This window comes from Diaphorobacter sp. LR2014-1, from assembly GCF_002916785.1.
Classification (GTDB): domain Bacteria; phylum Pseudomonadota; class Gammaproteobacteria; order Burkholderiales; family Burkholderiaceae_C; genus Diaphorobacter; species Diaphorobacter nitroreducens.
The window spans coordinates 132,793-146,656 of the sequence record NZ_MTBE01000005.1; the positions used below are offsets into that span (position 1 = coordinate 132,793).

A 13,864-nucleotide genomic window follows, 5' to 3' on the forward strand; every position below is an offset into this window, starting at 1 on the left:
GCGAGCATGGAATCCCAGGTCGTACGCATCGAATCCCGTGATTGGTCGGTACCGGGGACCGACGTCTGGCGCGCTGCGCTGGAGGGCGGCAAGGTGCTGTTCTTTCCCAATCTCGCCTTCGAGGTGCAGCCTGACGAGCGCGCCCTGCTGCGGCCCGACATCCGCGACCCTGGTGCGCGCAACATCAGCCTGAATGTCGACGGCAGCCTGAAGGGCGCGGTGGGCGACGCCGCCACCCAGGCGCAGTTGACGGCCATGATCACGCGCTTTCGGGCGCAGGCGCTGGGCTTGATCGAGGCACTGCTGCCGCATTACACCTCTGCGCTGCGACTGGCCCCCACCAGCTACCGGCCGATGCAGGTGGAAAGCCGCCAGCAATCCTGGCGGGCCGACGACCGGCGGCTGCACGTGGATGCGTTTCCCTCGCGCCCCAACTATGGCGAACGCATCTTGCGCGTGTTTGCCAACGTCAACCCCGACGGGGCGCCCCGTGTGTGGCGCGTGGGTGAGCCCTTCGAAGCCATGGCGCGTAAGTTCCTGCCACGCGCCAAGCCGTATTCGGCGTGGCAGGCCAAGGTGCTGCAGGCGCTGCGTGTGACCAAGTCCTTTCGCAGCGAGTACGACCACCTGATGCTGCAACTGCACGACGGCATGAAGGGCGACCTGGAGTACCAGCGCACCAGTCCGCAGGAAACGGTGCCGTTTCCGGCGGGTTCGGTATGGATGTGCTTTTCGGACCAAGCCACGCATGCGGTCATGTCCGGCCAATACATGCTGGAGCAGACATTGCACCTGCCCGCGTCGCATGCGTATGACCGGGAAGCGAGCCCCTTGGCGATCCTCACGCGATTGACGGGCCGGCCGTTGCACGGCGTTCCGACGGCCTAACCGGCGCCTTGGCGCTGACGGTTCCTGTCCGCCCCGCTTCATGGCGGGGTGACCTCGTCATTCGCGCCAGTGGCGCGCCACCCAGCGTGCGGGCTGGATGTGGTGAAAGCGCTTGTTGCGCCGTCCCTCCAGCGCATCCGGCGGATTGCATTCGCCGTGGAAGATCATGATGCGTGCGCCTTCGGGCACGAAGGGCTCGCGCCAGTAGTTGCTCGGCCACGCGGGAATGCCGTCGTACTTGAAGCTCGGGCACCAGCCTTCAGGCCAGTACGACAGCTTGCCCTGGGCATGCAGGAAGCGTGACAGAAAGGCCTGCTCGTTGCGATAGCTGGCCTGCACCTCGTCCATGTGCGTGCGAAAGTACGCCAGCACATCGGCATGCGCGCCCAGTTCAAAGCGGTAGACCGAGGAGTTGCCCGTGATCCGCTGGCCAAAGCGCCAGAAACGGGGGTAGTCGTGGATGATGAGAAATTCACCCGGCTGCTCGAAGAAGGGATCCAGCCCGCCCACGATCACCACGTCGAGGTCGAGGAACAGCGCTGTGCCGCGCAGGCCGTGCAGGTCGGCCTCGAAGGTCGTGAGCTTCTTCCAGGCGCCGTCCCGCTGGCCGGGGGCCAGCTGCAGATTCAGCGGCGGGATGGGCAGGCACTGCACCTCGGGGCGTATGCCTGCATCGTCGTCCGTGAGGCAGACGAAGTTGAACTCGCCACTCAGGTGGCGGCGCACCATGGCGTAAAGACGGTTGACGTACTCGGGGCCATATTTCGTGCCCCACTTCATGCAAAGGATGTGGCGCTGGTGCTGCTGCGGTGCGTTCATGGGATCTAGGGTCAATCGGCCTGGCGTTTTTTCACCGACTTCTGCTTGGGCTTGGCACGCTTGATCTGCCCGCCAGGCGTCAGACGCTGGTTACCCAGCACACGCAGTTGCTTGACCTCGGGGCGCTGGCCGCCGCGCTTGCTGAACTTGAGTACCTTCACATCGCGGGGACCGGGCATGCGGTCTTCGTCGATGGCTTTCTCTTTCGCAGGAATGGGCCGCCACAGCACCAGCAGCTTGCCGATATGCTGGATGGGTGCGGCGTTCAGCGCATCGGCCAGTTGCTGATACATCTCCTCGCGTGCGGCGCGGTCGTCGTTGAAGACGCGCACCTTGATGAGGCCATGGGCCTTGAGTGCGGCATCGATCTCCTTTTGAACGGCGGCCGTAAGTCCGTCGCCACCGATCAGGACCACGGGGTCCAGATGGTGGGCATTGGCGCGGTGTTCCCGGCGCTCGGCGGGAGTCAGTTGAATTTGAGGCATACCCGTATTATCTCAACGCTCCGGCAATGGCCGGCATACTGCTGTCCCCCGATCCGGGGCGGCGCACCGATCTATCCATGAAAGCCCAGACCAAAAGCAAGAAGGTGAACAAGGCATGGCTTCACGACCATGTCAACGACACCTACGTCAAGCTCGCCCAGAAGGAGGGCTACCGCGCACGCGCCGCCTACAAGCTCAAAGAGATCGACGAACAGCTCGGGCTGATCAAGCCCGGCCATGTGGTGGTGGATCTTGGGTCGTCTCCGGGGGCCTGGAGCCAGTATGTGCGCCGGCGGTTGTCGCCGGACGGGGCTGCCGTGGGGCAACTCAACGGCGTCATCATCGCGCTGGACATCCTGCCGATGGAGCCGATTGAAGGCGTCACCTTTTTACAGGGGGATTTTCGGGAGGAAGAGGTGCTGGCAGGCTTGCAGGAGGCCGTGCAAGCGCGGCCCGTGGATGTGGTGGTGTCGGATATGGCGCCCAATCTGTCGGGCGTGGAGTCGGTGGATGCCGTGCGTATCGCGCACCTGATCGAGCTGGCGGTGGACTTTGCCGTGCACCATCTGAAGCCTGAGGGGGCACTGGTTGTGAAGCTGTTCCACGGCAGCGGTTACTCCCAGCTGGTGCAACTCTTCAAGGACACCTTTCGCGTGGTCAAGCCGATGAAGCCCAAGGCCTCGCGCGACAAATCATCGGAGACCTTTCTGGTGGGCATGGGGCTCAAGCGTCAAGGTTGACCGCAGCGCCTTGACCATGGCCTGTGCCGGGGTTAATGGGCGGTGCTGGCGGGTTGAAACGCCTAAAATGAACCCCAATTGCGTTAGGACGTTTCCATGACAGTGTCGTGGCCGGCCTCCCACTTCTGAATCTGGAGTTCCGCTTGAATAATCAGTGGTTTTCAAAAGTCGCCGTCTGGCTGGTCATTGCCATGGTGCTCTTTACGGTGTTCAAACAATTTGACACCCGAGCGGGCGCGGGCGCCGGAACCATCGGCTATTCGGAATTCCTGGAAGAGGTGCGCAGCAACCGCATCAAGAGCGCGACCATCCAGGAAGGGCAGGGCGGCACCGAGATCGTGGCGGTCACCAATGATGACCGCCGCATCCGCACCACGGCCACCTACCTCGACCGCGGCCTCGTGGGCGACCTGATCAACAACAACGTCAAGTTCGACGTCAAGCCGCGCGAAGAAGGCTCGCTGCTCATGACCCTGCTGGTCAGCTGGGGCCCCATGCTGCTGCTGATCGGCGTGTGGGTGTACTTCATGCGCCAGATGCAGGGCGGCGGCAAGGGTGGTGCCTTCAGCTTCGGAAAATCGAAGGCGCGCATGCTGGACGAAAACAACAACACCGTCACCTTCGCGGACGTGGCGGGCTGCGACGAGGCCAAGGAAGAGGTGAAGGAAGTGGTCGACTTCCTGAAAGACCCGCAGAAATTCCAGAAGCTCGGTGGCCGCATCCCGCGTGGCCTGTTGCTGGTCGGCCCTCCGGGCACCGGCAAGACGCTGTTGGCCAAGTCCATTGCTGGCGAAGCCAAGGTGCCGTTCTTCAGCATCTCGGGCTCCGACTTCGTGGAAATGTTCGTTGGCGTGGGCGCGGCCCGCGTGCGCGACATGTTCGAGAACGCCAAGAAGAACGCCCCCTGCATCATCTTCATCGATGAGATCGATGCCGTGGGCCGCCAGCGTGGCGCTGGCCTGGGCGGTGGCAATGACGAGCGCGAGCAGACGCTGAATCAGATGCTGGTCGAGATGGATGGCTTCGAGACCAACCTGGGCGTGATCGTCGTGGCTGCGACCAACCGTCCCGACATCCTGGACGCCGCCTTGCTGCGCCCCGGCCGTTTCGACCGCCAGGTGTATGTGACGCTGCCCGACATTCGCGGCCGCGAGCAGATCCTGGGCGTGCACATGCGCAAGATCCCGGTGGGGCAGGACGTGAACCCCGCCATCATTGCGCGCGGAACGCCCGGCATGTCCGGCGCAGACTTGGCCAACCTGTGCAACGAAGCAGCGTTGATGGCTGCACGGCGCAATGCGCGCACCGTGGAGATGCAGGACTTCGAGAAGGCCAAGGACAAGATCATCATGGGCCCCGAGCGCAAGACCATGGTCATGCCCGAGGAAGAGCGCCGCAACACGGCCTACCACGAAGCAGGCCATGCGCTGATCGGCAAGTTGTTGCCGAAGTGCGACCCGGTACATAAGGTCACCATCATTCCGCGCGGCCGCGCGCTGGGCGTGACCATGAGCCTGCCCGAGAAGGACCGCTACTCCTACGACAAGGAGTACATGCTGAACCAGATCGCCATGCTGTTCGGCGGGCGCATTGCCGAAGAAGTGTTCATGAACCAGATGACCACGGGAGCCAGCAATGACTTCGAACGCGCCACGTCCATCGCGCGCGACATGGTGATGCGCTACGGCATGAGCGAGGCCCTGGGGCCCATGGTGTACGCGGAGAACGAAGGCGAAGTGTTCCTGGGCCGTTCGGTGACCAAGACCACCAATATCTCCGAAGAAACCATGCAGAAGGTGGATGCTGAGGTGCGTCGCATCATCGACGAGCAGTACGGATTGGCACGCCGCCTGATCGAAGAGAACCAGGACAAGATGCACGCCATGGCGAAGGCCATGCTGGAGTGGGAAACCATCGATGCCGAACAGCTGGACGACATCATGGCCGGCCGGGCGCCTCGCCCGCCCAAGGACTGGACGCCGCGCACCCCTCCTTCGGGTGGTGATGGTTCCAGCGGCGGCACTCCGGCCGTCAAGCCGGACCCGGCGCCCTCCGCCGCCTGACAGCGGTTTGGCATGAAGAACGGGGCCTCGCGCCCCGTTTTCTGTATTTCATGGCTCTCACTCACTCACGCATGCGCTGGCAAACCACACGTTTCGACGTGGACCTCACGCGTCCCCAGGTCATGGGGATCGTCAACGTCACCCCAGATTCCTTCTCAGACGGCGGCCGGCATGTTGATACGCGGGGAGCGTTGCGGCACTGCGAGCAGCTGATCAAGGATGGCGCGGATATCCTGGACATCGGCGGCGAATCCACGCGCCCGGGTAGCCCGGCGGTGCCGCTGGAGCAAGAGCTGGCGCGCGTCGTGCCGCTGGTGGCGGAGGCGGTGCGCCTGGGGGTGCCAGTCTCGGTCGACACCTACAAGCCCCAGGTCATGCAGGCGGTGCTGGACCTGGGGGCGGACATCGTCAACGACATCTGGGCGTTGCGCCAGCCAGGGGCGGCCGGGATCGTCGCCGCCCATCCGCGCTGCGGCGTGTGCCTGATGCATATGCACCGGGACCCGCAGACCATGCAGGCCACGCCCATGGAGGAAGATGTGGTGCCGTCAGTGCTCTATTTTTTGGAGCGCTCAGCGCAGGAACTGCAAGCGCTGGGCGTGGAAAAGGCCCGCATCGTACTCGACTATGGCATTGGGTTCGGCAAGACAGTCGAGCAAAATTTCGCCCTGCTGGCCCGCCAGCCCGAGCTCCTGGCCTTGGGCTACCCGTTGCTGGCCGGCTGGTCGCGCAAATCGTCCATCGGTTCCGTCACTGGCCTGCCTGTGCACGAACGCATGGCACCAAGCGTTGCCGCGGCCGTGCTTGCCGTGGAGCGCGGTGCGCGGGTGGTGCGTGTGCATGACGTACGCGAGACCGTGGCGGCGCTGGCGGTGTGGAGCGCGATGCGGCAGCAGGACACCGGCGCCGCCATTTCCCAGTAATCAAGGAATTTCATGACCCGCAAGTATTTCGGCACCGATGGCATCCGCGGCACGGTGGGGCAGTCGCCCATCACCCCCGACTTCGCGCTGCGCTTGGCACATGCGGTAGGGCGTGTGCTGCGCCGCACGCAGGAGCGTCCCACGGTGCTCATCGGCAAGGACACGCGCATCTCCGGCTACATGCTGGAAAGCGCGCTGGAATCGGGCTTCAACTCGGCGGGTGTGGATGTCGTGCTGCTGGGGCCGCTGCCCACGCCGGGCGTGGCCTACCTCACGCGTGCCCAGCGTGCGAGCCTGGGCGTGGTCATCAGCGCCAGCCACAATCCATACCCCGACAACGGCATCAAGTTCTTCAGTGCGCAAGGCACCAAGCTGCCCGACGCATGGGAAGAAGAGGTGGAAGCCGCCCTGGAGCAACCGCCCGTGTGGGCCGATTCCGCATCGCTGGGCAAGACGCGACGGCTGGATGACGCCGCCGGCCGTTACATCGAATTCTGCAAGAGCACTTTTGCCAACGACCTCACCCTGCGGGGCCTGAAGATCGTCGTGGATGCCGCACATGGCGCGGCTTATCACATCGCGCCCAAGGTGTTCCATGAACTGGGGGCCGAGGTCATGGCGATCGGGTGCGCGCCCGATGGGCTCAACATCAACCATCAGGTGGGCGCCACGCATCCGGACGCGCTGGTGCGAGCCGTGCGTGCCAACCATGCTGACTACGGCATTGCGCTGGACGGCGACGCGGACCGCGTGCAAATGGTGGATGCGGCGGGGCGGCTTTTCAACGGTGACGAACTGCTCTACGTGATGGTCGCCGCCCGGCTGGCGCGCGACGAGCATGTGCCCGGCGTAGTCGGCACCTTGATGACCAACATGGCCGTGGAAGAGGCCCTGCAGCGGCGCGGCGTGAAATTCATGCGCGCCAAGGTGGGGGACCGCTATGTGCTGGAAGAGCTCCAGCGCCAGCATTGGCTGTTGGGCGGGGAGGGCTCGGGCCACCTGCTCGCGCTGGACCGGCACACCACGGGCGATGGCCTGATCAGCGCGTTGCAGGTGTTGCAGGCGTGCGTGCGCAGCGGCAAAACGCTGGCACAGCTGCTCGCGGACGTGCCGTTGTTTCCCCAGGTGTTGCTCAATGTGCGCTTGAACCCGGGCCAGGACTGGAAAACCAACCCTGTGCTCGCGGATGCCATCCGCGACGCAGAGGCCGAATTGGGCGCCCATGGCCGCGTGCTGGTACGCGCCAGCGGCACGGAGCCACTGTTGCGCGTGATGGTGGAGGCACGTGAGGCCGAGCAGGCGAACCGCTGCGCACAACGCATGGCAGACGCGGCGCGTGCGGGCTGATTTGCTATTGTTACTGTAGCTGCTTGCGCTTGATAGACGGGCGCTACAGGCACTTTTGACTGTTCATTCAGGCTGGGCGCTGCAGCAGATACTGCTGCAGATGCGGGGCCCCCAGGGGCCGGCTGAAATAGAAACCCTGGGCTTCATCACAGCCCTGTTCGCGCAGGAACGTCAGCTGATGGGCGGTTTCTACCCCCTCGGCCGTGGTGCGCATGCCCAGCGCCTGCGCCATGCGGATGATGGCGCTGACGATGGCGCGGTCGTTGCCGTCATGGTCCAGGTCGCGCACGAAGGACTGGTCGATCTTCAGCCGGTAGATCTGGAATCGCTTGAGATGGCTCAGCGACGAATAGCCGGTACCAAAGTCATCCATCGACAGGCGCACGCCTTTGGCGTGGAGCTGGTCCATCGTCGCGATCGCGGCGTGGGGGTCCGCGACGGCCACGTTCTCGGTCAGCTCCAGCTCCAGCAGGTGGGGCTGCACTCCGTACTCGGCGAGAAGCCGGTCCACCAGCTCCAGCAACTGCGGCTGGCGGAACTGCACGGCGGACAGATTCACTGCCATCGTCAGGGCCGGAAGTCCCTGGCTATGCCAGGTGCGCAACTGCGCCAGCGCCGTGCGCAGCACCCACTCGCCAATGGGCAGGATTTGCCCAGTGTCTTCTGCCACCGGAATGAATTCTGCCGGCGATACCGCGCCCAGTTCTGGGTGATGCCAGCGCAGCAGCGCCTCCACGCCGCAGACCCGGCCCGTCGCGATGGACACCTGGGGTTGGTAATGCAGCGACAACTGGTTGCGCTCCAGAGCCCGCCGCAGCGCGTTGGTCAATTGCAGCGCTCGGGCCGACTGCGCCTGCATCGTGGGCGTGAAGAACCGGAAGCTGTTGCGTCCGTCCGCCTTGGCGCGGTACATCGCGGTATCGGCCGACTGGATCAGGGTCTCGAAATCGCTCCCATGCTCAGGAAAGAGCGCAATCCCCATGGACAGGGCCAGCGACAATTCATGGTGCTGGATGTGCACCGGCTGCAGGGCTGCTTCCTGCATCTTGGCCGCCACCCGCGCGGCGCCTTGCGCGTTGGCGCCGGGTAGCAGGAGCACGAACTCGTCACCCCCTAGACGCGCCACGGTGTCCCTTTGCCGCACCGTGGTGCGCAGGCGCTGTGCGATTTCCACCAACAGTGCATCGCCGATGCGATGGCCCAGCGAGTCGTTCACGTGCTTGAAGTTGTCCAAGTCCAGGAACATCACGGCCAGGGGCGCACCGGACTCTTGCGCCTGGCGGATCGCGTCCTGACCGCGCTCGGCCAGAAGGACGCGGTTGGGCAGTTCGGTGAGCGCGTCGTAGTGCGCCATCCAGTAGATGCGTTCCTGGTCGCGTTGACGGTCCTGGATCTCGCGGTGCAGGTTGCCCACTGTCTCCTGCAACTCGCGCGTGCGGTCGCGCACTTGCTGCTCCAGTGCGCCATGCATGCCCGCGAGCTGCCTCTGAATGCGCAATCGCTCGCTCACATCCATCACGATCCAGATGGAGCCCTGCGCGACATTCGACGGATCGACGGCCTTGCTGCGTACCTCACATTCAATAGCGCGCCCATCGCGGGTGCGCAAGACCATCTGGCCTTCGAAGGCCTGTCCCTGCACCAGCGGCGCATAGCAGCGCACCCCGGCTTCGTGCCAGTCTTCGTCGCTCAAATACCACCGCCGCGACGAGGACCCTGCCAGTTCGCCCGGGCCGTACCCCAGGATCTGCTCGAAATGGCGGTTGCACCGTGTCATGCGCCGCTCTTGCAGGAAGACGATGCCCACCATGGCACTGTCGAACAGCACCTGCTTTTCCCACAAGGCCGCCTGCAACTGCGCCTGAGCACGCTTTTGCTCGTCGATGTCGTCGATGATCCAGATGGACCCTTCGCGGCTGTCCCGCGGGTTGATCAATCGCCCGGTGAGGTGCGCCCAGAACAGTTGGCCGTCGCAGCGTTTCAGCTGGCGCTCCGTGCGATACGCCTGACCGCGCGCGAGGGTCGGATAAGCGGCGCGGCCGAGTTCGCGGAACGCTCCCCGGCTTGGGTGCAGGGCTTCGCTGCTTCGGCCAATCGCGTCTTCGGGCGAGGGTAGCCCGAAGATCTCGGCGCAGCGCTGGTTGCACCGCACCAAAGCGCGGTTGCGAATGAACACGATCCCGACACCCGCGCTGTCCAGCAAGGTCTGCTGTTCGCGCAGGACGCGCTGCATCGCCCCGGGAGAAACCTGCCCTGGGTCCTGCGCCAGGGCGGTGGACGGATGCGACATGGACCAGCAGTCCGAAGATGGTGACGTTGGAAATCCTGATTTGTAGCAAATTGTATTCGCGGCGGGGCGTTTTCGGCCATCTCTTTTTGGCAGGGTTAGTCCCATGACACAAAGTCGCCACGAAGGCGACACCGCGCCGTCACGGGCCGTATGCACAGTCATGTCCAAGGAATGCGGTGCTCCGGCATCTTCGGGCAGGCACGCGTGGTCCTTGCGACATCAGGAGTGCCAATGAGCGACTTGCCGAACCCCACCATGCCCTTGAGCCCCGTGACCCTTCCCAGGGGGTCACTTCACCGCCCACGCAGCACGGAAGGTGTGGGCCACGGTGCAGCGCCGCACGGCGGTGTGGAGGTGGCCTGGGCGCGGCATCTCGATGAAGTCCGTGAAGCGCAGCGGTTGAGATTCGATGTCTTCGCTTCGGAAATGGGCGCACGTCTGCAGACCGCGCTGCCCGGCCATGATGTGGACCTCTTTGACGACTACTGTGAGCATCTGCTGGTGCGCGACACGCAGTCGCGGCAAGTGATCGGCACCTACCGGGTCTTGACGCCTGCGCAGGCCCAGCGCGTGGGCAGCACGTATAGCGATACCGAGTTCGACCTGACACGCCTGCGCGGCTTGCGTGAGCGCATGGTGGAACTGGGCCGCAGTTGCGTTCACCCCGACCATCGCCATGGCGGCGTCATTCTTGCGCTGTGGGGCGCACTGGCGGACTTCATGGCCCGCAACCGGCTGGACACGATGATCGGCTGCGCCAGCATCCCGATGCTGCACGGCGGCATTGTCACGGGCGACGTGGCCGCCAGCATCTGGCACCAATTGCGCCAGACGCATCTCGCGCCCATCGAATACCATGTCTTGCCCCGCTTGCCGCTGCCTGTCGAGCACCTGGACAGCAGCATGGATGTGGAGCCGCCAGCGTTGATCAAGGGCTATTTGCGCCTGGGTGCCAAGATTCTGGGAGCGCCTGCCTGGGACCCGGATTTCAACACGGCCGACCTGCCCATGCTGATGCGCCTGGTGGATCTGCCCCCTCGCTACCGGAAGCACTTCCTGGGACATTGACGAGTACGCCTTCGGAAAGGTATCCCGAGCAACGCATGACAAAAACAAGTCAATGTCATGAATTTGTCATTGGCATGGCGAATACTGGCAGTCACTTCTTCTTCTTTGTGCTCCCATGTCCTCTTCCGTGACTCCGTCCGCTGTCTCTCGCCAGATTGATGAGGAACCGGATGCCGGTGTGGAAAAGAAGGGGGCCGCCGCCGCTCTGCCGGTTCCCGTGGGTGGCGTGCCGTTGCTGGACCGTGACCACAGCATTCTTGCTTTCAATGAACGGGTGCTGGACTGGGCTATGCGGGAAGACGTGCCGCTGCTGGAGCGGCTGCGCTACCTGTGCATCGTTTCTTCCAACCTTGACGAGTTCTTCGAAGTACGTGCCGCTGCCCATCTTGCCGCGGCGGACAGTGGTGAAGCCAAGCAAGGCTACAGCCTGCATTCGTTTGAGGCGCTGGCACGCAAAGCCCACGATCTGGTCGAGCGGCAATACGCCCTGTACAACCATTCGCTGATTCCCGCGTTTGCCGCGCAGGGCATACGCATGGTCTCGCATGGCGAGCGCACGGCGGCGCAGCGGCGGTGGGTGCGTGAGTATTTCCAGCGCGATGTGCGCCCGCTGCTCATTCCGGTGGGGTTGGATCCGGCGCACCCATTTCCCCAAGTGGCGAACAAATCCCTGAACTTCATCGTGCGCCTGCGCGGCAGCGATGCCTTCGGGCGTGAAAACGAGATCGCCATTGTCAAGGTGCCGCGCGTATTGCCGCGCATCATGCGCCTGCCCGCACATGTGGCGCCCACGGGCATGCAGTTCGTCAGCCTCTCCAGCATCATCCGCACGCACCTGGTGGACCTGTTTCCGGGCCGCGAGGTGTACGAATTTTCGCAGTTCCGCGTCACCCGTCACTCGGACCTCGCTGTGGATGAGGAAGACGTGCGCAACCTGCGCACCGCCCTGCGGCAGGGACTGCAGCAGCGGCACTTCGGTCAAGCGGTGCGCCTGGAGGTGTCTTCCGGTTGCTCGCGATTCCTGGCCGAATTCCTGCAATCCCAGTTCGCTCTGCCTGCCGCGGCGCTGTACCGGGTGCATGGCCCTGTCAACCTGGTGCGGTTGGTGCAGATGGTGGAACTGATTAATGTGCCAGCCTTGCTGTTCCCTCCGTGGCGCCCGGCATGGCCAGTGCAATTGCCGCGCTCCAGCTCCATCATGGCGGAGCTGCGCCGCAGAGACCTGCTCATCCACCAGCCTTTCGAGAGTTTTGACGGAGTGCTGGCATTCCTGCGCGAAGCGGTCAACGATCCGCAGGTGCTGGCCATCAAGCAGACCATCTATCGCACGGGCTCGGATTCGGAACTCATGGAGCTCCTGCGTGAGGCGGTGCGTCGCGGCAAGGAAGTGACGGCAGTCGTGGAACTGAAGGCACGCTTTGACGAGGAGGTCAACATCAACTGGGCCGAAGCGCTGGAGTCCATCGGCGCGCAGGTGGTGTATGGCGTCGTGGGCTTGAAGACCCATGCCAAGATGCTCTTGGTGACGCGCCGCGAAGGAGGGCGCCTGCGGCGCTACGGGCACCTGTCCACTGGCAATTACAACCCACGCACGGCCCGGCTCTACACCGATCTAAGCTATCTGACGGCGGATCCGGACCTGACGGCGGACATGGATCTCGTCTTTGACCATCTGGCCAATCAGAACCGGCTGCCACCGTTGAAGCAGTTGGTCATGGCGCCCTTCGACCTGCACCCGTTCCTGTTGGAGCAAATAGAGCAGGCAGGGTTGGCGGCTGAGCGCGGCGAGGGCGGCCGCATCGTCGCCAAGATGAACGCGCTGACCGATGAGGCATTGGTGCAGGCGCTCATCCGCGCGGGCCAGCGTGGCGCAAGCGTTGACCTCATCGTGCGCGGCGCATGCATCCTCCCCGCACAGGTGGCGGGCGCCACGGAGAACATCCGGGTGCGTTCCGTCATCGGTCGCTTCCTGGAGCACACGCGCGTGTTTTACTTCCGCAGCGGTACGCGGGAAGACCTTTACCTGTCCAGCGCCGATTGGATGAACCGCAACATGCTGCGCCGCGTGGAGCTGGCGTGGCCGGTGACGGACAAGAAGCTGCGCCAGCGCATCATTGACGAATGCCTTGTGGCCTACCTGCACGACAACCGTGATGCGTGGAGCCTGGAGAGCGATGGCAGTTATTCCCGCGCGCCGCATGTGCTGGATGGCGCGGGAGCCCAAAATGCCCTGATGGCGCGCTACGCCCCCGTAGCTGCGCCCATGCCCCGGAAAGAAAGCGCATGACGGATCTCATACTTTGGCGCCATGCCGAGGCGGAAAATGCCGGTGAGAACGAAGACGACCTGGACCGGCCGCTGACGCAGCGTGGCGAAAAACAGGCGGCGCGCATGGCGGTGTGGCTCGATCGCCAACTGCCCGACGGATTGCGCGTGCTTGCCAGCCCCGCACGGCGCACTGAGCAGACCGCAAAAGCACTGGGCCGCAAATACAAGCTGCGTGCAGAACTGTTGCCGGGCGGACAACCGGATGAGCTACTGGAACTGGCCCAGTGGCCGCGTTCGCGGGGGGCAGTGCTGGTAGTGGGCCATCAGCCGATGCTGGGGCAAACGGTGGCACGGCTCTTGGGCTTGCGTGCCGATGAATGTTCCATCCGCAAGGGAGCCGTGTGGTGGCTGCGCCATCGGCAACGACAGGATGCCAGCGAGACCATCCTGCTTGCGGTGCAATCGCCCGAATTCCTGTAGCTGGAGCGCAGGACAGGGCAGGCGATCTTCAAACCAGCCCTGCAAAGCAGACTATTTCTTGTCCGACTTAGGGCGCCCGGTCTTGATGGCGGGTATGGACTGCATTGCCTTTTGCAGGGTGGCATCGTCCAGTTGCGACAATAACTTGAGGCCGGCCCGCAGTAACTCGCTCTTCTTGGCAGGCGTCGACAAGCGGGCCGTGCGTTCCTTCAGCGTTTCGATGACAGCGTACTCGTCCTTCGGGATGGTGAAGCTATCGCGCACCAGCTTGGGCTTCTTGGCCTTCATGTCTTTTTCTTTGTCGGCCACAGATGGTGCTGCCTTGGTGGCCGCCTTGAGGGGCGCTTTTACGTGTGCCTTGGAAGGCTTTGCCGGCGACCTCTTCGGCGAAGCCGCTGGCGCTTCTGTTGCCAGATCTTTTGCCGGAGCTGGAGCAGGGGCCTGCGCGGCCGGGGCCGCTGTGTCGGTAGCGGGAGTTCGTGCCATATACCTT

12 protein-coding genes are annotated in these 13,864 nt (G+C 64.0%); 8 read left to right on the forward strand and 4 right to left on the reverse strand.

All coding sequences use genetic code 11. The features are described 5' to 3' along the window. Nucleotides 1-6: 6 nt before the first annotated feature. Nucleotides 7-888 carry a Kdo hydroxylase family protein gene (locus BV908_RS06610; RefSeq protein ID WP_103737593.1) on the forward strand — a complete coding sequence of 294 codons (882 nt, stop codon included), beginning with the start codon at nt 7-9 and terminating at the stop codon, nt 886-888. A gap of 57 nt (nt 889-945) precedes the next feature. Here BV908_RS06610 and BV908_RS06615 read toward each other — a convergent pair whose 3' ends face one another. Both BV908_RS06615 and BV908_RS06620 read right to left on the reverse strand, forming a co-directional pair. Further along, on the reverse strand, nt 946-1,707 hold the full coding sequence (locus tag BV908_RS06615; protein ID WP_103737594.1) for a glycosyltransferase: 762 nt from the start codon (nt 1,705-1,707) through the stop codon (nt 946-948). 11 nt (nt 1,708-1,718) lie between these two features. Beyond that, complete coding sequence (locus BV908_RS06620) at nt 1,719-2,192, reverse strand: YhbY family RNA-binding protein (protein WP_011805591.1); 474 nt, start codon at nt 2,190-2,192, stop codon at nt 1,719-1,721. A gap of 77 nt (nt 2,193-2,269) precedes the next feature. Between BV908_RS06620 and BV908_RS06625 the strand changes: the two genes are divergently transcribed. The 4 genes from BV908_RS06625 (at nt 2,270) to glmM (ending at nt 7,265) form a co-directional block, all read left to right on the forward strand. After that, nucleotides 2,270-2,932, forward strand: coding sequence for an RlmE family RNA methyltransferase (locus tag BV908_RS06625; RefSeq protein ID WP_041836315.1), 663 nt, complete (start codon nt 2,270-2,272; stop codon nt 2,930-2,932). A 143-nt stretch (nt 2,933-3,075) separates the two neighbouring features. Then, nucleotides 3,076-4,995, forward strand: a complete 1,920-nt coding sequence (gene ftsH, locus BV908_RS06630; RefSeq protein ID WP_011805589.1) for an ATP-dependent zinc metalloprotease FtsH — start codon at nt 3,076-3,078, stop codon at nt 4,993-4,995. A gap of 71 nt (nt 4,996-5,066) precedes the next feature. After that, the gene (gene folP / locus BV908_RS06635; protein ID WP_103737595.1) at nt 5,067-5,918 is read left to right on the forward strand and encodes a dihydropteroate synthase; all 852 of its coding nucleotides are present in this window, start codon (nt 5,067-5,069) and stop codon (nt 5,916-5,918) included. 12 nt (nt 5,919-5,930) lie between these two features. Next, on the forward strand, nt 5,931-7,265 hold the full coding sequence (glmM, locus tag BV908_RS06640) for a phosphoglucosamine mutase (RefSeq protein WP_011805587.1): 1,335 nt from the start codon (nt 5,931-5,933) through the stop codon (nt 7,263-7,265). Between the two features lie 67 nt (nt 7,266-7,332). Here glmM and BV908_RS06645 read toward each other — a convergent pair whose 3' ends face one another. Then, nucleotides 7,333-9,555 (reverse strand): EAL domain-containing protein, encoded by a 2,223-nt coding sequence (locus BV908_RS06645; protein WP_103737596.1) that lies wholly within the window; start codon nt 9,553-9,555, stop codon nt 7,333-7,335. A 231-nt stretch (nt 9,556-9,786) separates the two neighbouring features. On the opposite strand from BV908_RS06645, the gene BV908_RS06650 reads away from it, so the two are divergent. The 3 genes from BV908_RS06650 to BV908_RS06660 all read left to right on the forward strand — a co-directional run bounded on the left by BV908_RS06650 (nt 9,787) and on the right by BV908_RS06660 (nt 13,371). Further along, nucleotides 9,787-10,623, forward strand: a complete 837-nt coding sequence (locus BV908_RS06650) for a GNAT family N-acyltransferase (RefSeq protein ID WP_015913068.1) — start codon at nt 9,787-9,789, stop codon at nt 10,621-10,623. A 115-nt stretch (nt 10,624-10,738) separates the two neighbouring features. Further along, nucleotides 10,739-12,910, forward strand: coding sequence for a polyphosphate kinase 1 (ppk1, locus tag BV908_RS06655; RefSeq protein ID WP_103737597.1), 2,172 nt, complete (start codon nt 10,739-10,741; stop codon nt 12,908-12,910). Continuing rightward, entirely contained in the window at nt 12,907-13,371 is a 465-nt protein-coding gene (locus tag BV908_RS06660) for a histidine phosphatase family protein (RefSeq protein WP_011805583.1), read from the forward strand. Before ppk1 ends, BV908_RS06660 begins: the two co-directional genes overlap by 4 nt. Before the next feature lie 51 nt (nt 13,372-13,422). Here BV908_RS06660 and BV908_RS06665 read toward each other — a convergent pair whose 3' ends face one another. After that, nucleotides 13,423-13,857: a hypothetical protein gene (locus tag BV908_RS06665; RefSeq protein ID WP_011805582.1), complete on the reverse strand. Its 435-nt coding sequence runs from the start codon at nt 13,855-13,857 to the stop codon at nt 13,423-13,425. Between the last annotated feature and the right edge of the window lie 7 nt (nt 13,858-13,864).

What these genes read in the sequence shown, in the direction of transcription:
- BV908_RS06610 (WP_103737593.1), top strand. Translation starts at nt 7, where the DNA reads ATGGAATCCCAGGTCGTACGCATCGAATCCCGTGATTGGTCGGTACCG.
- BV908_RS06615 (WP_103737594.1), bottom strand. Translation starts at nt 1,707, where the DNA reads ATGAACGCACCGCAGCAGCACCAGCGCCACATCCTTTGCATGAAGTGG.
- BV908_RS06620 (WP_011805591.1), bottom strand. Translation starts at nt 2,192, where the DNA reads ATGCCTCAAATTCAACTGACTCCCGCCGAGCGCCGGGAACACCGCGCC.
- BV908_RS06625 (WP_041836315.1), top strand. Translation starts at nt 2,270, where the DNA reads ATGAAAGCCCAGACCAAAAGCAAGAAGGTGAACAAGGCATGGCTTCAC.
- folP (WP_103737595.1), top strand. Translation starts at nt 5,067, where the DNA reads ATGCGCTGGCAAACCACACGTTTCGACGTGGACCTCACGCGTCCCCAG.
- glmM (WP_011805587.1), top strand. Translation starts at nt 5,931, where the DNA reads ATGACCCGCAAGTATTTCGGCACCGATGGCATCCGCGGCACGGTGGGG.
- BV908_RS06645 (WP_103737596.1), bottom strand. Translation starts at nt 9,555, where the DNA reads ATGTCGCATCCGTCCACCGCCCTGGCGCAGGACCCAGGGCAGGTTTCT.
- BV908_RS06650 (WP_015913068.1), top strand. Translation starts at nt 9,787, where the DNA reads ATGAGCGACTTGCCGAACCCCACCATGCCCTTGAGCCCCGTGACCCTT.
- ppk1 (WP_103737597.1), top strand. Translation starts at nt 10,739, where the DNA reads ATGTCCTCTTCCGTGACTCCGTCCGCTGTCTCTCGCCAGATTGATGAG.
- BV908_RS06660 (WP_011805583.1), top strand. Translation starts at nt 12,907, where the DNA reads ATGACGGATCTCATACTTTGGCGCCATGCCGAGGCGGAAAATGCCGGT.
- BV908_RS06665 (WP_011805582.1), bottom strand. Translation starts at nt 13,857, where the DNA reads ATGGCACGAACTCCCGCTACCGACACAGCGGCCCCGGCCGCGCAGGCC.